Annotated in this window: 19 protein-coding genes; 6 read left to right on the top strand and 13 right to left on the bottom strand. The window is 72.7% G+C overall.

The window, feature by feature from the left end:
• The first annotated feature begins 56 nt into the window (after window positions 1-56).
• From ABZ567_RS22010 to ABZ567_RS22000, 3 genes are all read left to right on the top strand, one after another.
• Window positions 57-1,343, top strand: coding sequence for an MFS transporter (locus ABZ567_RS22010; protein ID WP_360792484.1), 1,287 nt, complete (start codon window positions 57-59; stop codon window positions 1,341-1,343).
• A 14-nt stretch (window positions 1,344-1,357) separates the two neighbouring features.
• Window positions 1,358-2,803, top strand: coding sequence for an argininosuccinate synthase (gene argG / locus ABZ567_RS22005; protein ID WP_360792482.1), 1,446 nt, complete (start codon window positions 1,358-1,360; stop codon window positions 2,801-2,803).
• A gap of 186 nt (window positions 2,804-2,989) precedes the next feature.
• On the top strand, window positions 2,990-3,394 hold the full coding sequence (locus ABZ567_RS22000) for a VOC family protein (RefSeq protein ID WP_360792480.1): 405 nt from the start codon (window positions 2,990-2,992) through the stop codon (window positions 3,392-3,394).
• Between the two features lie 50 nt (window positions 3,395-3,444).
• On the opposite strand, the gene ABZ567_RS21995 is transcribed toward ABZ567_RS22000, so the two are convergent.
• From ABZ567_RS21995 to ABZ567_RS21980, 4 genes are all read right to left on the bottom strand, one after another.
• Window positions 3,445-4,608 carry a methyltransferase gene (locus tag ABZ567_RS21995; protein WP_360792478.1) on the bottom strand — a complete coding sequence of 388 codons (1,164 nt, stop codon included), beginning with the start codon at window positions 4,606-4,608 and terminating at the stop codon, window positions 3,445-3,447.
• A 92-nt stretch (window positions 4,609-4,700) separates the two neighbouring features.
• Entirely contained in the window at window positions 4,701-5,276 is a 576-nt protein-coding gene (locus ABZ567_RS21990) for a histidine phosphatase family protein (RefSeq protein ID WP_360792476.1), read from the bottom strand.
• A 69-nt stretch (window positions 5,277-5,345) separates the two neighbouring features.
• Window positions 5,346-5,798 (bottom strand): GNAT family N-acetyltransferase, encoded by a 453-nt coding sequence (locus tag ABZ567_RS21985; protein ID WP_360792474.1) that lies wholly within the window; start codon window positions 5,796-5,798, stop codon window positions 5,346-5,348.
• A gap of 111 nt (window positions 5,799-5,909) precedes the next feature.
• Entirely contained in the window at window positions 5,910-7,346 is a 1,437-nt protein-coding gene (locus ABZ567_RS21980; protein ID WP_360792472.1) for a PLP-dependent aminotransferase family protein, read from the bottom strand.
• On the opposite strand from ABZ567_RS21980, the gene ABZ567_RS21975 reads away from it, so the two are divergent.
• Both ABZ567_RS21975 and ABZ567_RS21970 read left to right on the top strand, forming a co-directional pair.
• The gene (locus tag ABZ567_RS21975) at window positions 7,345-8,379 is read left to right on the top strand and encodes a DMT family transporter (RefSeq protein WP_360792470.1); all 1,035 of its coding nucleotides are present in this window, start codon (window positions 7,345-7,347) and stop codon (window positions 8,377-8,379) included. The two genes, ABZ567_RS21980 and ABZ567_RS21975, sit on opposite strands and share 2 nt — an antisense overlap.
• Before the next feature lie 84 nt (window positions 8,380-8,463).
• Window positions 8,464-8,664, top strand: a complete 201-nt coding sequence (locus ABZ567_RS21970; RefSeq protein WP_360792468.1) for a DUF1918 domain-containing protein — start codon at window positions 8,464-8,466, stop codon at window positions 8,662-8,664.
• Here the strand turns inward: ABZ567_RS21970 and ABZ567_RS21965 are convergent.
• A complete protein-coding gene (locus ABZ567_RS21965) occupies window positions 8,640-9,908 on the bottom strand; it encodes a family 10 glycosylhydrolase (RefSeq protein ID WP_360792466.1) in 1,269 nt (422 codons plus the stop codon). The genes ABZ567_RS21970 and ABZ567_RS21965 overlap by 25 nt on opposite strands.
• 196 nt (window positions 9,909-10,104) lie before the next feature.
• On the opposite strand from ABZ567_RS21965, the gene ABZ567_RS21960 reads away from it, so the two are divergent.
• Window positions 10,105-10,965: a 3-hydroxybutyryl-CoA dehydrogenase gene (locus tag ABZ567_RS21960; RefSeq protein WP_360792464.1), complete on the top strand. Its 861-nt coding sequence runs from the start codon at window positions 10,105-10,107 to the stop codon at window positions 10,963-10,965.
• A 77-nt stretch (window positions 10,966-11,042) separates the two neighbouring features.
• On the opposite strand, the gene ABZ567_RS21955 is transcribed toward ABZ567_RS21960, so the two are convergent.
• The 8 genes from ABZ567_RS21955 to rplT form a co-directional block, all read right to left on the bottom strand.
• Window positions 11,043-11,573 (bottom strand): NUDIX hydrolase, encoded by a 531-nt coding sequence (locus ABZ567_RS21955; protein ID WP_360792462.1) that lies wholly within the window; start codon window positions 11,571-11,573, stop codon window positions 11,043-11,045.
• 62 nt (window positions 11,574-11,635) lie between these two features.
• Window positions 11,636-12,976 (bottom strand): transcriptional regulator, encoded by a 1,341-nt coding sequence (locus ABZ567_RS21950; protein WP_360792460.1) that lies wholly within the window; start codon window positions 12,974-12,976, stop codon window positions 11,636-11,638.
• Window positions 12,977-13,300: 324 nt separating this feature from the next.
• On the bottom strand, window positions 13,301-14,368 hold the full coding sequence (locus ABZ567_RS21945; RefSeq protein WP_360792458.1) for a PP2C family protein-serine/threonine phosphatase: 1,068 nt from the start codon (window positions 14,366-14,368) through the stop codon (window positions 13,301-13,303).
• A 275-nt stretch (window positions 14,369-14,643) separates the two neighbouring features.
• Window positions 14,644-17,172 (bottom strand): phenylalanine--tRNA ligase subunit beta, encoded by a 2,529-nt coding sequence (gene pheT / locus ABZ567_RS21940; RefSeq protein WP_360792455.1) that lies wholly within the window; start codon window positions 17,170-17,172, stop codon window positions 14,644-14,646.
• Window positions 17,172-18,311 carry a phenylalanine--tRNA ligase subunit alpha gene (gene pheS, locus ABZ567_RS21935; RefSeq protein ID WP_360792453.1) on the bottom strand — a complete coding sequence of 380 codons (1,140 nt, stop codon included), beginning with the start codon at window positions 18,309-18,311 and terminating at the stop codon, window positions 17,172-17,174. Before pheS ends, pheT begins: the two co-directional genes overlap by 1 nt.
• Window positions 18,312-18,455: 144 nt before the next feature.
• Window positions 18,456-19,631: an ATP-binding protein gene (locus ABZ567_RS21930; protein WP_360792451.1), complete on the bottom strand. Its 1,176-nt coding sequence runs from the start codon at window positions 19,629-19,631 to the stop codon at window positions 18,456-18,458.
• Between the two features lie 80 nt (window positions 19,632-19,711).
• Window positions 19,712-20,551 carry an RNA methyltransferase gene (locus ABZ567_RS21925; RefSeq protein ID WP_360792449.1) on the bottom strand — a complete coding sequence of 280 codons (840 nt, stop codon included), beginning with the start codon at window positions 20,549-20,551 and terminating at the stop codon, window positions 19,712-19,714.
• A gap of 142 nt (window positions 20,552-20,693) precedes the next feature.
• Window positions 20,694-21,080 carry a 50S ribosomal protein L20 gene (gene rplT / locus ABZ567_RS21920; RefSeq protein WP_351164937.1) on the bottom strand — a complete coding sequence of 129 codons (387 nt, stop codon included), beginning with the start codon at window positions 21,078-21,080 and terminating at the stop codon, window positions 20,694-20,696.
• Between the last annotated feature and the right edge of the window lie 102 nt (window positions 21,081-21,182).

Genomic DNA, 21,182 nt, shown 5'->3' with positions numbered 1-21,182 from the left:
TCCCGGACCGGTGGTGCGGGTGAGGTTGTACGGGGTGGGGGCGAGAGGAGTCGGACATGGCGAGCGGGGACCGGCCTACGGCCCGGTTCGGGCGGCTGCTGGGCGGGCGGCTGGGGCCCGATTTCGGGTGGCTCTGGGGCGCGTACGGGACGAGCGCGCTCGGCACGTGGCTCGCCTTCGGTGCTTTCCCTCTGATCGCCATCCAGGTGCTGGACGCCGGACCGGCCGAGGTGGCCGCGCTCGCGTCCGTGGGAGCGGCGGTGGGCGCGGCCGTGGCGGTGCCGCTCGGCCCGTGGGTGGAGTTCCGCCGCAAGCGGCCGGTGCTGATGACGATGGACGTGGTGCGGTGCGCCGCGCTGCTGACGATCCCCGCGGCGTTCGCGCTCGGCGCGCTCACGTTCCTCCAGCTCCTATTGGTCTCGGTCGTCGTCGCGGCGGCCGACATCACCTTCCGCTCGGCCTCCGGCGCGTACCTGAAGACACTGCTGCCGGGGGAGGACCTGCTCGCCGCCCACGCCCGGTTCGAGTCCACGGCCTGGACGGCCACGATCGTCGGACCGCCGCTGGGCGGCGCGGCGATCGGCCTCCTGGGTCCCGTGGCGACGGTGGTCGCGGACGCGGTGAGCCACCTGCTCTCGGCCCTGGGCATCCGCGCGACGGGCGGGCACGAACCGCGTCCGGAGCCCCGGGGGCCCGCGCGCATGCGGGCCGGGGACCTCCTCGACGGCTGGCGGTACGTCCTCACCGACGCGATGCTGCGTCCCCTCTTCTTCAACACCGCCCTGTTCAACGGCCTGGTGATGGCCGTCCAACCCCTCCTGGCCGTCCTGATGCTCGGCAGCCTCGGCTTCACCCCGTGGCAGTACGGCCTCGCCTTCGCCGTGCCCTCGATCGGCGGGCTGCTCGGAGCACGGCTGGCCCGGCCCCTCGTGACCCGGTTCGGGCAGCACCGGGTCCTGGTCACGGCCGGGACGCTGCGCGGGTGCTGGCCCGTCGGCCTGGCTTTCACGGGGCCGGGCACCGGAGGGCTGCTGCTCGTGATGGGCGTCGAGTTCGGGCTCATCCTCTGCTGCGGGGTCTTCAATCCCGTCCACGCCACCTACCGCCTGGAACGCACCGCGACCGACCGGGTCGCCCGCACACTGTCCGCCTGGGCGGTGACGACCAAGGCCTCGGCCGCGCTCCTGACGGCCGCCTGGGGCGTACTGGGGGGATTGCTCGGGCCGCGTACGGCCATCGGCCTGGCCGGCGTACTACTGCTGGCGACGCCGCTGCTGCTCCCCCGCCGGGCGGCGGCCGCGCACCCGCTCTCCGGCACCCCTTTGCATGACCATGCGAGATGATGCATACTCTTCCTATGTCCAAGGTCCTCACCTCCCTGCCCGCCGGCGAGCGCGTCGGCATCGCCTTCTCCGGCGGCCTCGACACCTCCGTCGCGGTCGCATGGATGCGCGACAAGGGCGCCATCCCGTGCACCTACACCGCCGACATCGGCCAGTACGACGAGCCCGACATCGCCTCGGTGCCCGGCCGCGCCAAGACCTACGGTGCCGAGATCGCGCGCCTGGTCGACTGCCGCGCGGCGCTGGTCGAGGAGGGTCTTGCCGCACTCACCTGCGGGGCGTTCCACATCCGCTCCGGCGGCCGCGCCTACTTCAACACCACGCCGCTCGGCCGTGCCGTCACCGGCACCCTCCTCGTCCGGGCGATGCTCGAGGACGACGTCCAGATCTGGGGCGACGGCTCGACCTTCAAGGGCAACGACATCGAGCGGTTCTACCGCTACGGCCTGCTCGCCAACCCGCACCTGCGGATCTACAAGCCCTGGCTGGACACGGACTTCGTGACCGAGCTCGGCGGCCGCAAGGAGATGTCGGAGTGGCTGCTCGCCCACGAGCTGCCCTACCGCGACAGCACCGAGAAGGCGTACTCCACCGACGCCAACATCTGGGGCGCCACTCACGAGGCGAAGACCCTGGAGCACCTGGACACCGGCGTGGAGACCGTCCAGCCGATCATGGGCGTCCGCTTCTGGGACCCCTCGGTCGAGATCGCCGCCGAGGACGTCACCATCGGCTTCGACCAGGGCCGCCCGGTGACCATCGACGGCAAGGAGTTCTCCTCCCCCGTCGACCTCGTCATGGAGGCCAACGCCATCGGCGGCCGTCACGGCATGGGCATGTCGGACCAGATCGAGAACCGGATCATCGAGGCCAAGAGCCGGGGCATCTACGAGGCGCCCGGCATGGCCCTGCTGCACGCGGCGTACGAGCGCCTCGTCAACGCGATCCACAACGAGGACACCCTCGCCCAGTACCACAACGAGGGACGGCGCCTCGGCCGGCTGATGTACGAGGGCCGGTGGCTGGACCCGCAGGCGCTCATGGTCCGCGAGTCCCTCCAGCGCTGGGTCGGCGCGGCCGTCACCGGCGAGGTGACGCTGCGGCTGCGGCGCGGTGAGGACTATTCGATCCTCGACACCACGGGCCCGGCGTTCAGCTACCACCCGGACAAGCTGTCCATGGAGCGCACCGAGGACTCGGCCTTCGGGCCGTCGGACCGGATCGGCCAGCTCACCATGCGCAACCTCGACATCGCCGACTCGCGCGCCAAGCTGGAGCAGTACGCGAGCCTCGGCCTGATCGGCACCTCCAACCCGGCCATCGGTGCCGCCCAGGCGGCCGCGACCGGACTGATCGGCTCCATGCCGGAAGGCGGCGCCGAGGCCATCGCGTCGCGTGGCGAGGTCGCCGACGACGACGAGATGCTGGACCGCGCCGCGATGGAGTTCGGCACCGACTGACGCCCCTCGCCGGGCGACAGGCCCGACACCCCCGCAGACCGGCCCGACGCCTCGTGCGTCGGGCCGGTCTTCGCGTGGGGGCGGGTTCCCGGGCCCCCGGGCACGGCACCATCCGAACGAGAGGGCCCAGGGCCTGCCCGGAGGGCAGACGGCGGGACTTTCCGGACCAGGCCCTAGCCTTCAGACATGATCATCAATGCGCGGACCCGGGTACGGGTCGCACGTCCTTCGCGGGATCTGGCCGCCGCCGAGCGGTTCTACGTCGACGGTCTCGGCCTCGACGTGCTCTGGCGGAGCACCGAGCGGGTACCCGGTCACCACGACCTGCTCATGGTCGGCCCCCCGGACGGAAACTGGCACTTCGAGCTGACGCGTGATCCCGAGCGTCCGCTGGAACCCGTCCCGACCGTCGACGACCTGTTCGTCGTCTATCTCGGGGTGCCCGTGGAGGAGGAGCAGGTGGAGCGGCTCGTCGCCGCCGGGGGCACGCGGGTGGCCGCGCACAACCCGTACTGGGACGAGCACGGCGTCACCGTGGCCGATCCCGACGGCTACCGGCTCGTCCTGTGCTCCCGCACCTGGGGAGGATGACCCGGTGGTCCGGGCACGGCCGGAGAGGGCCGGGCCCGGACCGGGCGACCCTAGGCCGTCCGGACCGCCCGCAGGACCACGAACTTGGCGTCGCTGGCGACGAGTTCGCTGTTGCCGAAGATGCGGCGGAGGGTGACGTGGTAACCGAGGTGCCGGTTGCCGATGACCCACAGCTCGCCGCCCGGCCGCAGCGCGCGCCGCGCGTCGGCGAACATGCGGCGGGCCGTGCGGTCGGTGGTGGCCTGGTGGCTGTGGAACGGCGGGTTGTTGAGGACGAGGTCCACCGATCCCGCGGGCAGGTCGGTGAGCCCGTCGCCGACGACGAACTCGGCCTTGCGTCCTTCGCCCACGTGGGCGCGGAAGTTCTCCTCGGCCGAGGCGACCGCCGGGTACGACTCGTCGGTGAAGATCAGCTCCGCGTCGGGTTCGGAGAGGGCGATGGCGATGCCGACCACGCCGTTGCCGCAGCCGAGGTCGGCGACGCGGGCGCTGCCGAGGCCACCGGGCAGGTTCGCGAGGAAGAAGCGGGTGCCGACGTCTAGGCGGTCGGCGCAGAAGACCCCGGCGTGGTTGGTGACGGTCAGCCCGGGGAGACCGGGCGCGGGGGTGTCGGCCGGGAGGTCGTACCGGTGGGGCCAGGGGTTGGGGCGCGGAGAGGTCGCGGGGTCGAACGTGGTGTGGATCAGTCGGGCCTTCTTCACCGCGAGCGAGGTGCGGGTGGGTCCGAGGATCCGCTCGAAGAGACGGAGCGTGGAGGTGTGGATCTCCTTGACCATGCCGGTGCCGACGATCACGGTGCCCTCGTGCACGGCGGGTGCGAGCCGGTGCAGCTGGTCCTCCAGGAGCGCGAGGCTCTTGGGAACGCGGACGAGGAGGACGTCGATCCGCTCGGGCGGCGGGTCCTGGGTGGTGAGCAGCCGGACGGCGTCCGGGGCGGCCCCGGCGCGCGCGAGGTTGGCCCGCGTCGCCTGCCCGCCGAGGTACGAGTCGGTGATCTGGACGAGCTCGCCGGTGCCGGCGGCTTGAAGCGCGGTGACGAGGGCTCCCCAGCGGTCGCCGAGGACGGCGACGGTGCCGGAGAGGTCGGTACCGCTCTCGGCCAGATGGCCCAGGAGGTACTCGTCGGCCGCGTCCCAGGCGCGCAGCTGGTCGCGCGGGTCCTCGGGAAAGCGGGTCAGCGTGAAGGCGCCCCATGACGTGGTCAGACGGTTCATCGTGCTCTCAGGCTAGCCGGTCGCGGCCGTCGGCTCCCACGCCACGTGCCGGAAGCGCGTGCGCGGGGTGCCGTTCGGCGCAGGGTCGTCCGTCAGCGTACGGCCGCGTCGAGCTGGAGGTGCCAGAGGCCGGGGCGGCCGGTGAGGGTGACGGTGGAGAGGGGGCGGACGTCGACGCTCCAGTAGGTGGCGGGGTGCGCCCTCAGTGCGTACACGAGGGCGGCCCGCAGGACGGCTGGTTCCACGACGGCGACGATGGCGCCGTCGTCGGCGGGCCGGGTGTCGAGCCAGTTCCCTATCCGGGTGATGAAGGCGAGGAGCGGTTCGCCGCCGTGCGGGGCGGTGCGGGCGTCGGTGAGCCAGGCGTCGACGGCGGCGGGTTCGAGGGCGGCGACCTCGGCGAGGGTGAGGCCCCGCCAGCGGCCCATGTCGCAGTCGCGCAGCGCGGGCTGGGCGAGCGGGGCGTAGCCGAGGGCGGTGCCGGTGGCGCGGCTGCGCGGGGTGGGGGAGCAGTAGCGCAGTTCGGCCGCGCCGAGCGGGATGAGCGCCGGCGCGGCGAGCTGCACCTCGTACCAGCCGGCCTCGTCGAGCGGCCGGTCGTCGTCGAAGCGTTCGGCGAGCAGGGAGGAGCTGCGTGCCGCCGTGACGAGCGTCACCCGAAGACTCATGGCCGCGATGGTGGGGCCGGAGGCTCCGCAGGTCAAGGGGTCATTCCCGGGGGTCGGAGGGGCTCCGGTTCACTCCTGCCCGAGAGTCATCCAGATGTCCGGATTCTGTAGTGGCGTGAAACCCACCTTCTCGTACACACCGTGCGCGTCGGCGGTCGCGAGCATGATGCGGCGCAGCCCGCACGGTGCGAGGTGGTCGCGGACGGCGGTGACGAGCGCGGTGCCGAGGCCGGTGCCGCGGGCCGGGCGGTCGACGTAGACGTCGCAGAGCCAGGCGAAGGTGGCGTAGTCGGTGACGACGCGCGCGTAGGCGGCCATCTCGCCCGTCTCGCGGTGGTAGGCGCCGAGGTTGAGGGAGCCCGCGATGGCGGCGTCCTGCTTCTCCCGAGGCCGGCCGAGGGCCCAGTAGGCGTCCGTGGACAGCCAGTGGTGGACGCGGGCGGCGTCGATCCGCGCGGGGTCGGCTGAGATCTCGTACGTCCCGTGCATGACGGGCGTGTCGGTGGTCATCCTGTCGCTCATCCCCGCAGGCTTCCAGTGACAGGGGGGCTTGTCAGGTGAATTTGCCGGAGGTCGGCAGCGGGGGGCCGGGCGCGGGGACCCGGCTCCACCCGTCCTGCCCGCACCTCGCGGTCAGGCCGTCAGTTCGTCGACCGCCGTCCGCAGGCGGCGTACGCCCTCCGCGATCTCGGTGGGGCCCGCGACACCCGCGAAACTCAGCCGGATGTGCCCGGCGGGGGGTTCGGCGCAGAAGTAGGGGCGGCCGGGAGCCGCGGCGACACCGTTCCGCAGGGCGGTGGCGAGGAGGGCGGCCTCGGGAAGGGCGTCGGGGAGGCGGAGCCAGAGGTGGTAGCCCCCGTAGGGGATGTACGGCAGGGCGAGGCCCGGCAGATGGTGGGTGACGGCGCCGGCCAGCAGGTCCCGGCGGCTCTTGAGTTCCTGGGCGACGGCCCGCAGATGGCGGTGCCAGGCGGGCGAGCCGACGAGTTCGAGCGCGGCCTCCTGGAGCGGCCGGGGGACGAAGAAGCTGTCGACGACCTGGATGGCGCGCAGGCGTTCCAGGACGGGACCGCGGGCGGCGAGGGCGCCGACCCGCAGGCTGGGCGAGGTGGCCTTGGTGAGCGAGCAGACGTGGACGACGACGCCGTCGGGATCCTCGGCGGCGAGCGGCGCCGGGAGCGGCGGCGCGTCCTCGTGGACGAGACGGCGGGCGAAGTCGTCCTCGACGACGAAGGCTCCGGCGGCGCGGGCGATACGGATGACCTCACGGCGCCGCTCGGGCGCCAGCACGGCGCCGGTCGGGTTCTGGAAGAGCGGCTGGCAGACGAAGACCCGGGCGCCGGTGGCGCGGAAGGCGGCGTCGAGGAGTTCGGGGCGGACCCCGTCGGCGTCGGCTGGCACGGGGACGGGGCGCAGTCCCGCGGCGCGGGCGACGGCGAGCATGCCCGGGTAGGTCGGCGACTCGACGAGGACGGGGGTGCCGGGCGGGGCGAGGGCCCGCAGGGCGGTGGTGAGGGCGGGCTGGCCACCGGCGGTGACGAGCAGGTCGGCGGCGGTGACGCTGCCGCCGATCTCGCGGGCGAACCACTCGCGCAGCTCGGGAAGCCCGTCCGTGGGCGGTCTGCCCCAGGCGCCGGGGCGGCGCCCGGCCCGGGCGAGGGCGGCGGCGAGGGCCCGCTGGGGCTGGAGGGAGGGGTGGAGATAGCCGCCGTTGAACTCGATCACCCCGGGTGGGGGCGCGGCGAGGGTGGCGAGGACACCGGAGGCGTCGACGGACCGGGGGACGAGTTCGGTGGCCGTGTCGGCGCTGAGGGCGACCTCCTGCCAGGAGGTGTCGCCGGTGACGGGAGTGACGGTACGGGGCTCGGCGCGGAAGGCACCGGCGCCGGGGCGGGTGACCACGAGCCCTTCGGCGGCGAGCTGCGCGAGGGCGCGGGTGACGGTCACCGGGGAGACCCGGTAGCGCTCGACGAGCGCTCGGCTCGACGGCAGCTTTCCACCAGGTGAGTAGCAGTTCAGCTCCGCCCTGAGGGAATGCGCCAGTTCCGCCACACTGCTACGCTCATTCATGAGAGCAAAGAATAGCGCTACTGTCTCCCTGACGATAGCGGTGACCACCCCCGCCGACAGCGCTTCGGGCGGAAGCACCCGGACCGGGGGCACCGCCGGAGGCCGCAGCGGAAGCACCCGCGCCGGGATCACCGCGGGAAGCCGAAGCGGAAGCACCCCGCACCCGGCCGCCGACCCCCTCCCCCGCGGCACCCTGCTCGCCGTCCTCGGCGTCGTGTGCTTCTCGCTCACCTTCCCCTCGACCGTCTGGGGCCTGGAGAGCTTCGGCCCCTGGTCCCTGGTGGCCGTGCGCTCCGCCCTCGCCGGCCTCGTCGCGGGCGTCTTCCTCCTCGTCGGCCGGGTGCCGCTGCCCGAGCGGCGCCACTGGGCGGGCCTCGCCGTCGTCGCCGGAGGTGTCGTCATCGGCTTCCCCCTCCTGACGACCCTGGCCCTGCAGACCTCCACCACCTCCCACGCCGCCGTCGTGGTGGGCCTCCTGCCGCTCACCACGGCGACCCTCGCCGCGCTGCGGACCGGACGGCGACCGTCCCGCACCTTCTGGTTCGCCGCCGTGTCGGGCGCGGTCGTGGTCATCGCCTTCACGCTCAAGGAGAGCGGCGGGGCCGTGTCGCGGGGCGACCTGTACCTCTTCGGCGCGCTCCTGGTGTGCGCGGCCGGCTACACCGAGGGCGGGCGGCTCGCCCGGCTCATGCCGGGCTGGCAGGTCATCGGCTGGGCCCTGGTCCTCTGCCTGCCGCTGATGCTGGTCGGCTCCGCCGTGGCGCTGTCCCTGGAGCCGGTGCGCCTGAACGCCCACGGTGTGGCCGGGCTCCTCTGGGTCGCCGTCGGGTCCACCTTCCTCGGCCTGTACGTCTGGTACCGGGGAATGGCGTCGATCGGCATCCCCAAGGCGAGCCAGCTCCAACTCGCCCAGCCGCTCCTGACCCTGTTCTGGTCGGTGTTCCTGCTCGGCGAGAGCCTGCCGCTCGCCGCCCCGCTCGCCGCCGTGGGCGTCCTGGTCTGCATCGCGGTGACCCAGCGGGCGAAGAGCTGACGCGACGGATCGAGGTGACCCGGGTCACAATGGCAGACGTAGGCTCCCGAGCAGGACAGGCCCGGTCGCGAGGAGGACACCCCGATGCAGGCGAGCGTGGGCGACACACTGCTGGTGCACGGCCGGACCGTCGGTCACCACGACCGTACGGCCGAGGTCCTTCAGGTACTGGGGGAGAACGGCACTCCCCCGTACCGCGTGAAGTTCGACGACGGTCACGAGGCCCTGATGTCGCCGGGCCCCGACACCGTCGTCCGTCATCACCCGGAGGCGGAGGCCCGCTGACCCCTCTCCCCCCGCGGAGGGACCCCGGCGGGGAGGACCCTGGTCGGGTAGTGATCGGCCACCACGGTGGCCATCGCCCCGATCCGGTCCTCCGTGACCTCCTTCGCCGCGAAGAAGCAGTGGCCGCCGACCCCCGGGTAGCCGGCGGCGAGCTTCAGATGGCGTGACAGCTCCTTCGGGTCCTGCCAGGCCGCGGGCTGTGCGGGGTCGCCCGCCTTGTAGAGCGCCTCACCGAGGTAGAGGCCGACGCCGGTGCCCCGGACCACCTCTTCCCACCAGGGCAGCAGCTTGGCGTAGTCGGTCCCGGGCATGCCGATGTGCCAGTACAGCTGCGGCACGACATGGTCGAGCCAGCCCTCCTTGATCCACTTCCGGGAGTCCGCGTACAGGTCGTCGTACGTCTGGATCCCGCCGCTGGTGTCCGAGCCCCTCGGGTCGGTGGCGAGGTTCCGCCAGACCCCGAACGGGCTGATCCCGAAGGCCACCTGCGGCTTCAGGTCCTTGATCCGGGCGGACATCTCGGAGACCAGCAGATCGATGTTGTGCCGCCGCCAGGACGGCTTGTCGGGGAAGTCCCCGCCGTAGCGCGCGTACGTCTCGCCGTCGCCGAAGTCCTGCCCGGCCACCGGGTACGGGTAGAAGTAGTCGTCCCAGTGCACGGCGTCGATGTCGTAGCGCCGTACGGCGTCCAGCATCGCGTCCTGGACGAAGCGGCGGACCTCGGGCAGCCCCGGGTCGTAGTAGAGCTTCCCGCCGTAGGGCAGCACCCACTCCGGGTGGCGCCGGGCCGGATGGTCGGCGACGAGCCGGGTCGGGTCCGTGTGATTCGCCACTCGGTACGGGTTGAACCAGGCGTGCAGTTCGAGATCCCGCGCATGGGCCTCCTTGACGGCCGTGCCCAGCGGGTCCCAGCCGGGGTCACGGCCCTGTGTCCCGCTGAGGCACTGCGCCCACGGCTCGTGCGGCGAGGGCCACAGCGCGTCGGCGGTCGGCCGCACCTGGAGGACCACCGCGTTGAGACGGCGCTCGACCGCCTTGTCCAGGTGGGCGAGGAGTTCGGCGCGCTGGGCCGCCGCGCTCAGGCCGCTGCGGGAGGGCCAGTCGCGGTTGCCGACGGTGGCGACCCACACGCCGCGGAACGCGGGCCGGCGCGGCCGTCTCCCCCGTACCGGCGACTCGGTCACCGCCGCCGCCGGCGCTGTCGTGCCCGTCACGGCGAGCACCGCTCCGGCCGCGCGCGCCACGAACCCTCTTCTGCCGATAGGCCGCACTTGTACCCCTCTGCTGTCGGATACCTCACACCCACCCGGACAGCATGCACGCCCCGACCGATCGATCATCGGTTAATGAGCGGTAACGTCGTGGGGTCGAGGCGGACGCATCGGAATCACACGGGCCCCGCCGCCAGAGAAGAGCGAAAGGCACGAGGTGACGGACTCCATGGCCGACATTGAGCGCGTCGGAGTGGTGGGCTGCGGCCAGATGGGCGCGGGCATCGCAGAGGTGTGTGCCCGGAGCGGCCTTGACGTGAAGGTCGCAGAGACCACCGGTGAGGCGCTGGAGATCGGCCGCACACGGCTCTACAACTCGCTGGCGAAGGCCGCCGAACGCGGCAAGATCAGCGAGGAGGAGCGGGACGCGACGCTCGCTCGCCTCAGCTTCACCACCGACCTGGGCGAGTTCGCCGACCGCGACCTCGTCATCGAGGCGGTCGTGGAGAACGAGCAGGTCAAGACCGAGATCTTCCAGGTGCTCGACCAGGTGATCACCCGGCCGGACGCCATCCTCGCCTCGAACACCTCCTCCATCCCGCTGGTGAAGCTGGCCGTGGCGACCTCCCGCCCGGACCAGGTCATCGGCATCCACTTCTTCAACCCGGCCCCGGTGCAGAAGCTCGTCGAGCTGATCCCGGCCCTCACCACCTCCGAGGGCACCATCAGCCGCGCGCAGGCCTTCGCCGAGAAGACCCTCGGAAAGCACGCGATCCGCGCGCAGGACCGTTCCGGTTTCGTGGTCAACGCGCTGCTCGTGCCGTACCTGCTCTCGGCGATCCGGATGTTCGAGTCGGGCATCGCGAGCCGCGACGACATCGACAACGGCATGGAGTTCGGCTGCGCCCACCCGATGGGCCCGCTCAAGCTCTCGGACCTGATCGGCCTGGACACGATCGCCTCGATCGCCGACTCGATGTACATGGAGTTCAAGGAGCCGCTGTACGCCGCTCCCCCGCTGCTCCAGCGCATGGTGGACGCGGGCCGGCTCGGCCGGAAGACGGGCTCGGGGTTCTACCCGTACCCCTGATCCCACGCGACACCCCTCGATCACCGGACGGCCCGTACACCCGCACAGGTACGGGCCGTCCGGCGTTCCCCCGTCTCTCAGCCGAGGCGCAGATGATGGAGCAGCAGCAGTCCCGCGGCCATGTTGGCGGCCGGGATCTCGCCCCGGGTGATCATGTCGGGGACCTGTTTCAGCGGGACCCAGGCCCGCCGGGAGGACTCGAAGGCGTCCTCGGGCGGTCCGGTGTAGGTGGCCCGCTCCGCCCAGTAGAGGTGGTGCCGGGCGTCGGTCAGGCCGTTGGACGGTTCGACGGTGAGGAGGTGGCGCAGCGGCCCCGGCCGCCAGCCGGTCTCCTCCTCCATCTCGCGGGCTGCGGCCGTCTCGATGTCCTCCCCGTCCTCGACGACACCGGCGGCCAGTTCCCAGCCCCAGCTGTCGGTGATGAAGCGGTGGCGCCAGAGCATCAGTACTTCGTCGGCCTCGTTGACGGCGGTCGCGACGGCGACCGGACGGAGCCGGATAAGATAGTGGTCGAGGTGACGGCCGTCCGGGAGTTCGACGTCCGCGAGGTTCACCCGGAACCAGCGGTTCTCATAGACAGAGCGTTCGCTCAGTTTCGTCCACTGCACGTTCTTGCCACCTTCCGACTGGTCGGTGCTTGTTTGGTGGCAATATCGCAGCAGTTCCAGGCCTAGAGCGGAACGCGTAGGGCTCCCTCGATGAGAGCCGCCGCCTCCCGGGCATCGCCCCCGCCGCTCGCGAGGAGATGCTCCCGCACCTGCCGCAGTCGGTCCCGCAGCCGCCGCGACTCCATCCCCCGCGCCCGCTCGGTCATCTCCACGGCCGTACCCGCCGCCCCGTCGCACTCCCCCTGCCGCAGCTCGATCTGGCACAGCATGGCGAGCCGGTGCACCCGGCCCCGGTCGTGCGACGGCGCCCCCACCGCCGTCGACGCGTGCTCGTGCGCGGCGGCGAGATCACCCAGACTGAGCAGTGCCTCGGCGACCTGCACGTTGACGAATCCCGGCTGGACATAGCCCGTCTCGGCCGGCTCGTCCCCCGGGCGGATCCGCTCCGCCGCCGCCTCGGCCCGCCGGATACAGGCCAACGCGGCCGTCCCGTCGCCCAGATGCGCGTACGCCTTCGCCTGCATCGCCGTCAGATCCGCCGCGAGCGCCGGGGTGGTCTGCCGGCCCGCGGTCCGCAGGGCCGCCTCCGCGAACGCCACCGCCTGCCGGTACTCCCCCATGAACAGCGACTGGTTGACGAGCAGCGCGATCACATAGGCGCCGAGCCCCCGGTCCCCGCTCGCCTTCGCGAGCCGCAGCGCCTGGTGGAAGTAGCGCTGGGCGAGACCGTGCGCGTCCGCGTCGTACGCGCAGATGCCCGCGACCGCGACGAGCCCGCCGGTGGCGCGGTGCAACCGCCGTCCGAGGGCGTCACTGTACGAACCCCGCAGCAGCGGCGCGGTCTCGGTGGTGAGGAAGCCGACGATCCGGGCCCGGGTCGCGATCCCTCCGGCCTTGCGGTACATCTGCTCGTAGTGGGACCGGGCGGAGGTCAGCACGGCGATGTCGGCGGCCGAGACCGCGGTCCGGCCGGTACGGGAGACGTCCACGTCCTCCGGCGGGTTCTCCCACTCCCACACCGGCATCACCGCGGGAGTACCGGTCACGGCCGGCGCACCGACTATGTGCGGCCGCTGCTGCTCGTCGGAGCGCCACAGGGCGGCCGCCCGCTCCACGAACCCGGAGAGCGGCGAACCGGCCGCGGGCAGCGGCCCGTCCGGCACCCCGAGACCGATGTCGTCCAGCGTCACCTGCCGGTGCAGCCGCGCGGCGAGCACCTCGCAGATCAGGTCCGGCACCTGGCCGCGCGGCCGCTGGCCCTTCAACCACCGTGCCACGGCGGTGTGTTCGTACCGCAGGACGAGGCCCCTGGCCCGGCCGGCCCGGTTCACACGGGCGGCGAGTCCTGCATGGGAGACGCCCGCTTCGTCGAGCAGGGCGTCGAGCAAGGTGTTGGGCTGCATGGCCGCTCCGGTCGCTCGGTGAACTCAGCGTAGCGGTGGCCGATTTCGTACGGGACGAACCAGTCCGGAAGACGCCGCCGTCCGGTCCCCGTCACGGGGGTGGGTGATTTCGCACGGGGTGTGAATCAAGTGCCCGTTCTGCCGGTCCGCGTACTCTGCCGCACTCGTCCACGTACCGGTTGACTGTGCTTCTCGCCGCAAGGCGACGACCGGGCCGCCGGCTCCCCCCTCAAACAGTGCGGCCGCCCGGTCCGCGTCGCCCGCCCCGCCGATCTGCCCGACACTCCGTGGCGGAGCGGGCGACGCCGGCCCCGGCCCCTCCGCTCAGCAGTGCGAGGAGGGGGCGGGCCGGGATCGGCGCAGCCCGGGTTCGGCGGGCTGCGCCGGGACCCGGCAACGGTCGTTGCGTACGACGAGCAGCGCGACGTCGTCGGCGAGCCGGCCGCCCGTGTGGTGCAGCAGGGCCGTGTGGACCCGGCGGACGAGCGTGGCGGGCGCCTCACCCGGAACCCCGGCGAGCGCGGTGTCGAGCGCGAAGAACCGCCCTCGGCGGTCCCGGGCCTCCTCGGCGCCGTCGGTGTGCAGCACCAGCGTCTCGCCGGGCAGCAGCCTGGCCGCCGTGTACGGCGCGAGCGCGCCGGGCAGGGGCAGGACCCCCAGCGGGGGAAGCGGTTCGCCGAGCGGCAGCCGCTCGACCACCGGGCCGAGTCGGTACGGGCCGGGGTGACCGCAGTTGAACACCGCGAGCCGCCCGTCGGACGCCACCTCCAGAAGCAGCAGGGTCACGAACTCCTCCGCCACCGGATGCTCGGGATCCGTAGCGGATCGCGCCGGGTGCTCGTCCCGCGCCCGCTCCCGCAGATGCCGCTCCAGCGCCCGTTCGAGCCGCCGCAGCACACCGCCGAGTTCCGGCTCGTCGTGCGCCGCCTCGCGGAAGCTGCCGAGGACGGCCACCACCGCGCCGAGCGCCGCGAGACCGTGCCCCCGGACGTCCCCGATGACGATCCGCACCCCGTAGGGGGTGGCCACCGCCTCGTACAGGTCCCCGCCCACCGAAGCTCCCCGGGACGCCGACAACTGCCCGGCGGCCAGGGCGAGTCCGTCGAGCCGGGCGGGCGGCGGGCGCAGCAGCACCCGCTGCGTGGCGACGGCCACGGCCCGCACCCGCGCCAGCTCGCGCACGAGCCCGCGCCGGACACCGACGACCAGACCGACACCGACGGTGAGGAAGACGACACTGGTGACGACTCTCATCGGCAGCCCCGGCTGCCGGGCCAGCGGACAGCCGAACTTCCACCCGACGGCCACCGCACCCCACGCGGTGGGAAGAGCGAGCGGGGCCAGCCGGCGGAGCCGGGACCCTTCGGAGACCAACGACCTCGTACGGATCATGCACGGCCCTTCCCGAGCCCCGACGGCGCCCGAAGGCCCCGCTGCACACAGGTCCGCCCCTGCGGCCGCGTCGATTCTGCCGACCGCGCCACCCCCCGCGGAACACCCCCCGACGATCTCACCCGAAGGAGTGACCACCCCCGACGCGCCGCCCCTCGCCAGGACTCCGCCACGCGCACGCGTGGTCGGTTCCCGCACGCCCCGACGGGCCGTGAACGCCGGAGGGCCGCCCCGGGGAATCCCCGGGGCGGCCCTCCTGGTGTGGTGCCCGTGTGTCAGGCGCCGCGCAGGGTGGCGCCCGTGCGCTCGGAGGCGAGGGCCACGGCCGCGTCGCGGGCCGCGGTGGCCTCGTCGACCGTGAGGGTGCGGTCCGGGGCGCGGAACCTCAGGGCGTACGCGAGGGACTTGGTCCCCTCGTCGAGCTGGTCGCCGGTGTAGACGTCGAACAGCCGGACGGACTCCAGGAGTTCACCCGCGCCCTCGGTGAGGGCGGCCTGCACGTCGGCGGCCGGGACGTCGTGGGCGACGACCAGGGCGACGTCCTGGGTGGCGACCGGGAAGGAGGAGATCCGGGGGGCCCTGAGCGGGCCCTCGTTCGCCTTCTCCAGGAGGTCCAGGTCGATCTCCATGGCGCAGCTGCGCGCCGGCAGACCGAACGCCTTCACCACGCGCGGGTGGAGTTCACCCGCGTGGCCGACGAGGACCTTCTCGCCGTCCACCTCGACGTGGAACGCGGCGCAGCGGCCCGGGTGCCACGGGGCGTGCTGGTCGGCGCTGACGATCAGCTCGACCCCCGCCTCCGCGGCCACGGTCCGGCCGGCCTCGACCGCGTCCGCCCAGTCGGACGGGCGGCCCCTGCCCCACCAGCCGGCCTGCTCGCGCGCACCGGCGAGGACGACGGCGGCGCGGCGCGGCTGCGCGGGCAGCGCGGCGTTGACCTCGGCGATCTCCTCGGCGGTGGGACGCCGGTCGACGGGCAGCCGGACGGCGACACCGGGTCGTCCCTCGGGCCTGAAGACCAGACCGGTCTCGAAGAGCGCCAGGTCGTGGCTGCCACGGCTGTCGTTGCGACGGAGCGCGCCCAGCAGGCCGGGGAGCAGCGTCGTACGGAGCGCGGGCTCCTCGTCCGAGAGCGGGTTGACCAGCTTCACGAGGCGGCGACGGGCGTCGTCCGCGTCGAGACCGAGGTTGTCGAGGGCCTGCTCGCCGATGAACGGGTAGCTCAGCGCCTCGACGTAGCCGGCACCGGCCAGGGCGCGGCCCACCCGGCGGTGGACGCGCTGACGCTCGGTGAGCCCGCGGCCGGCCGGGGGCTTCGGCAGCGTGGAGGGCAGGTTCTCGTAGCCCTCCAGGCGGATGACCTCTTCGGCGAGGTCGTTCGGCTCGGCGAGGTCGGGGCGCCACGAGGGAACGGTGACGACGAGGTCGTCCTGGCCGTAGACGTCGCAGCCGACCTCCTGGAGGCGGCGGACGACGGTCTCACGGCCGTAGTCGACGCCCGCGACCTTGTCCGGGTGGTTCGCCGGCATGGTGATCGTGCGCGGCGCGGACGGGGCACTGACCTCGGTGACGCCGGCCTCGGCCGTGCCACCCGCGAGCAGCACGAGCAGGTCGACGGTGCGCTGAGCCGCCGCGGCGGCGGCCTGCGGGTCGACGCCGCGCTCGAAGCGCTTGGACGCCTCGGAGGACAGCTTGTGGCGGCGGGCCGTGCGGGCGATCGAGATCGCGTCGAAGTGCGCGGCCTCGATGACGACCTCGGAGGTGCCGGTGACGAGACCGGACTGCGGGTCGGTCACCGGGTCGGCGATCTCCGTGTCGGCCCCGCCCATGACGCCCGCGATGCCGATCGGGCCGCGGCTGTCGGTGATGACCAGGTCCGCGGCGTCCAGGACGCGGACGGTGCCGTCGAGGGTGGTGATCTTCTCCCCGGCGTCGGCACGGCGGACCCCGATGGGGCCGTCGAGCCGGGTGCGGTCGTAGGCGTGCAGCGGCTGGCCGAGCTCCAGCATCACGTAGTTGGTGACGTCGACGGCCAGCGAGATGGGCCGCATGCCGGCCTTCTGCAGGCGCCGCTGGAGCCAGATCGGCGAGCGGGCCTCGGGGGCCAGGCCGACGACGGTGCGCGCGGTGAAGCGGTCGCAGCCGATGGGGTCGGTGATCTGGACCGGGTAGCCGTACGAGTTCGGCGCGGGCACGTCGAGCAGCGCCGGGTCGCGCAGCGGCAGACCGTAGGCGGTGGCCGCCTCGCGGGCGACACCGCGCATCGAGAGGCAGTAGCCGCGGTCCGGGGTGACGGCGATGTCGAGGACCTCGTCGAACAGCTCCAGGAGGACCGTGGCGTCGGTGCCGACCTCGTGCTCCGGCGGCAGCACGATGATGCCGTGCGTACCGTCGTCGCCCATGCCGAGCTCGTCGCCGGAGCAGATCATGCCCCGGGAGACCCGGCCGTACGTCGTGCGCTCGGCGATCCGGAAGTCACCGGGGAGCACGGCGCCGGGCAGGGCCACGACGACCTTGTCACCCGCGGCGAAGTTCCGGGCGCCGCAGATGATCTCCTGGGGCTCGCCGGTGCCGTTGGCCCGGCCGACGTCGACGGTGCAGAAGCGGATGGGCTTCTTGAACTCCGTCAGCTCCTCGATGGTGAGGACCTTGCCGACCACCAGCGGGCCGGTCAGGCCGGCGCCGAGCTGCTCGACGGTCTCGACCTCGAGGCCTGCCGCGACGAGCTTGGCCTGGACGTCTCGGCCGGTCTCCGTCGCCGGCAGGTCGACGTACTCCCGCAGCCAAGAAAGCGGGACCCGCATCAGATCTCCATCCCGAACGGCCGGGTGAACCGGACGTCACCCTCGACCATGTCTCGCATGTCGTCGACGTTGTGGCGGAACATCAGCATCCGCTCGATGCCGAACCCGAAGGCGAATCCGCTGTACTTCTCGGGGTCCACACCGCAGGCGACGAGCACCTTCGGGTTGACCATGCCGCAGCCGCCCAGCTCGATCCAGCCCTCGCTGCCGCAGGTGCGGCAGGGGCGGTCCGGGTTGCCGACGGACTCGCCGCGGCAGACGTAGCAGAGCATGTCCATCTCGGCGGACGGCTCGGTGAAGGGGAAGAAGTTCGGGCGGAGCCGGGTCTTCATGTCCGGGCCGAAGAGCGCCTGGACCATGTGGTCGAGGGTGCCCTTGAGGTCGGCCATGGTCAGGCCCTCGTCGACCGCGAGCAGCTCGATCTGGTGGAAGACCGGGGTGTGCGTGGCGTCGAGCTCGTCGGTGCGGTAGACGCGGCCGGGGCACACCACGTAGACCGGGGGCTCCCGGTCGATGAGGGTGCGGGCCTGGACCGGCGAGGTGTGCGTACGGAGCACGACACCGGACTCGTCGCCCGTGGTGACCGTTCCCTCGGCGGTGGTCCCCTGGACGAAGAAGGTGTCCTGCATCTGGCGCGCCGGGTGGTCCGGGACGAAGTTGAGGGCGTCGAAGTTGAACCACTCCGCCTCGACCTCGGGGCCTTCGGCGACCTCGTACCCCATGGAGACGAAGACGTCGGAGACGCGCTCCATGAGCGTGGTCAGCGGGTGACGGGCGCCGGCCGGGACACGGTCGTACGGCAGGGTGACGTCGACGGCCTCCTCGACGAGGACGCGGGCGTCACGGTCGGCCTCGAGCTCGGTCTGGCGGACGGCGAGCGCCTTGGAGACGACGCCGCGGGCCTGGCCCACGAGCTTTCCGGCGGCGGCCTTGGCCTGCGGGGGCAGGGCGCCGATCTCCCGGTTGGCGAGCGCCAGCGGCGAGGTGCCACCGGTGTGCGCGGTCTTCGCCTGTGCGAGCGCGTCGAGGTCGCCCGCGGCGGCGAAGGCGGCGAGCGCCTCGTCCCGCATGCGCTCGATCTCTTCCGGTTTCAGTGCCTCGACCTCAACCGGGTCGTACGACTTATTGGGTGCGGACATCTCTTCCCGTGCTTCCGTTGGCTGGCTGGGCGGCCCCGCTCGACGTCAAGGGCGCAAACGTGCCAAAGGACGAGTCTAACGGGGTGGGGGGACGCGAATGAGCCCGTGGGCAGGCCGGGCGGCTCCTGATCTCGTCTGGTCTCGTCAGATGAGATGGGCCGGGGTGCCGACGGGCAGGATAAATCGGAACTCGGCCCCGCCTCGGGGGCCCCTTCCGACGGTGATGGTGCCGCCGTGGGCCTCGACGACGCCCTTGACGATGTAGAGGCCGAGTCCGGTGCCGCCGCGTTTGCTGCCCCGCCAGAAGCGGGTGAAGACGCGGCTCATCGACTCCTCGGGGATACCGGGGCCCTCGTCGCTCACGGTGACCTCCGTCCCCTCTTCTCCGTCGTCGCCGGTCCTGGCGGGTGCCACCTCGATGGTGACGGTTCCGTCCCCGTGGCGCACCGCATTTTCGAGGAGGTTCCCGAGGATCTGGTCGATCTTGTCGGGGTCCGCCCAGAGTGCGGGCAGCCCCGGCCTGATCCGTACGAAGAAGCGGTCCGGGGACTGTCCGGCGGTGGTGTGGACCTGGATGTGGCGGCCGACGGCGGCGGCGATGTCGACGGGCTGGCGGCGCACTTCGAGCCGTCCCGAGTCGATCCGGGAGATGTCGAGGAGTTCGGCGATGAGCCGCTTGATCCGGCCGGCGTCGGCGTCGACGGTCTCCAGCATCAGCCGCTTCTGCTCGTCGTTGAACCGCTCCCACTTGGCGAGGAGGGTCGCGGTGAAGCCCTTGACGGAGGTGAGCGGGGAACGCAGTTCGTGGGCGACGGTGGCGATCAGCTCGGCGTGGCTGCGCTCGGTGCGACGGCGTGCCTCGGTGCCGCGCAGGGACACCACGACCCGGCGGACCGGCCCCGTGGGGTACTCGCGGACGTACCAGGCGGAGACGAGGACCTCGCGGCCGCCGGGCAGCAGCAGGTTGCGCTCGGGCTGGCCGCGGCGGATGGCGAGTCCGCCGTACGGATCGGTCAGGGTCCACCAGCGGCGTCCCTTGAGGTCTTCGAGGGGCAGCGCCTCGTCGAGGGGCAGGCCGATGGCGCGGTCGCCGGGGACGGCGGTGATACGCCCGGCGGCGGCGTTGAAGCAGACGACCCGGCCGGTCTCGTCGGCGACGACGAGGCCGTCGGGCAGGTCGTCGGGGTGGATCCCGGAGAATCCGTCGCCGTCCGCGGTGGCGCCTCGCGGCGGACCGGCGGTCGCCGTGGCGTCCGGCGGTCCCGGGGCGTGCGGTGGGGTGCTCCGTGCCTCTGCGGGACTGTCCGTGCCGACCGTCATCCCCGTTCCCCACCCCTCCGTGTAGCGCAGTGGGCCCCCGAGTGCGTCACTCTACTGGGCGGGGAGGGCGGAATGGCCCCTCAGGCGGAGGTTCGGGGGCGCTGGGCGCGGGCGGAGGCGTACAGGCAGACCGCGGCGGCCGTGGCGAGGTTGAGGCTCTCGGCCTTGCCGTGGATGGGGACGCGGACGACGGCGTCGGCGAGGGCCCGGGTCTCCTCGGGCAGTCCCCAGGCCTCGTTGCCGAAGATCCAGGCGGTGGGCCCGCCCATGGTGCCGGCGTCCAGTTCGGCGTCCAGGTCGTCCTGGCCCGCCCCGTCGGCGGCGAGGATCCGTACGCCCGCGCCCTTCAGTCCTGCGACCGCCTGCTCGACGGGGACGCCGACGGCGACCGGCAGGTGGAACAGGGAGCCGACGGAGGCGCGTACGGACTTGGGGTTGTAGAGGTCGACGGAGGCGTCGGTGAGGACGACGGCGTCGGCGCCCGCCGCGTCGGCGCAGCGCAACACGGTGCCGGCGTTCCCGGGGTCGCGTACGTGGGCGAGGACGGCGACCAGTTTGGGCCGGGCGGCGACGATGTCCTCGAACGGCGAGTCGAGGAACCGGCAGACGCCGACGAGCCCCTGCGGGGTGACGGTCTGGGAGACCTCGGCGAGCACGGCGTCGGAGGCGTGGTGGACGCGGGCACCGGCGGCGACGGCGGCCTCGATGATGGGTGCGTACCGCTCGGCGGCCTCGACGGTGGTGAAGAGCTCGACGAGCGTCGGCTCCCCGGTGGAGCCGCGGTGCTCGACGGCCTCGCGGACTGCCTGCGGGCCCTCGGCGATGAAGAGGCGGTCCTTGCCCCGGAAGTTGCGCTTGGCGAGCCGCCGGGCGGCGACGACGCGCGGCGAACGCGGGGAGATCAGCTCGGGGATGACCATGAGGTGCGGCGGTTCTCTCTTCGATGCCGGGGACTACGGGATCGGGGTGCGACGCGGTCCGGTGTTCCGGGGGCCGACGCACCCGGACCCGCAGGCGCGAGGGCGCGTGCGGGTCCGGGCGGAGGTACTGCGGCCTGGAAGATCAGGCGGCGGCCTTCGGGGCGTTGACGTCGGACGGCAGAGCCTTCTGCGCGACCTCGACCAGCGCGGCGAACGCGTTGGCGTCGTTGACGGCCAGCTCGGCGAGGATCTTGCGGTCCACCTCGATGTTGGCGGCGTTCAGACCCTGGATGAGGCGGTTGTACGTCATGCCGTTCTGGCGGGCAGCGGCGTTGATGCGCTGGATCCACAGACGGCGGAAGTCGCCCTTGCGCTTCTTGCGGTCGTTGTAGTTGTAGACCAGCGAGTGGGTGACCTGCTCCTTGGCCTTGCGGTACAGGCGCGAGCGCTGACCGCGGTAGCCGGAGGCCGCCTCGAGGATCGCCCGGCGCTTCTTGTGGGCGTTGACTGCCCGCTTGACGCGTGCCACTTGTTAACTCCTTGTAGCGGGGTCGTGGTGGGAACTCACACGACCCGAAAAACGAATGGGTCCCGGACCTGGCCGGTAGCCCCCGTCGCCGGGGGCGGGTGA

This window comes from Streptomyces sp. NPDC016459, assembly GCF_040632845.1.
GTDB lineage: Bacteria > Actinomycetota > Actinomycetes > Streptomycetales > Streptomycetaceae > Streptomyces.
The sequence above is the reverse complement of the archived record's forward strand: the minus strand, read 5'-3'. Positions and strand labels throughout refer to the sequence as shown.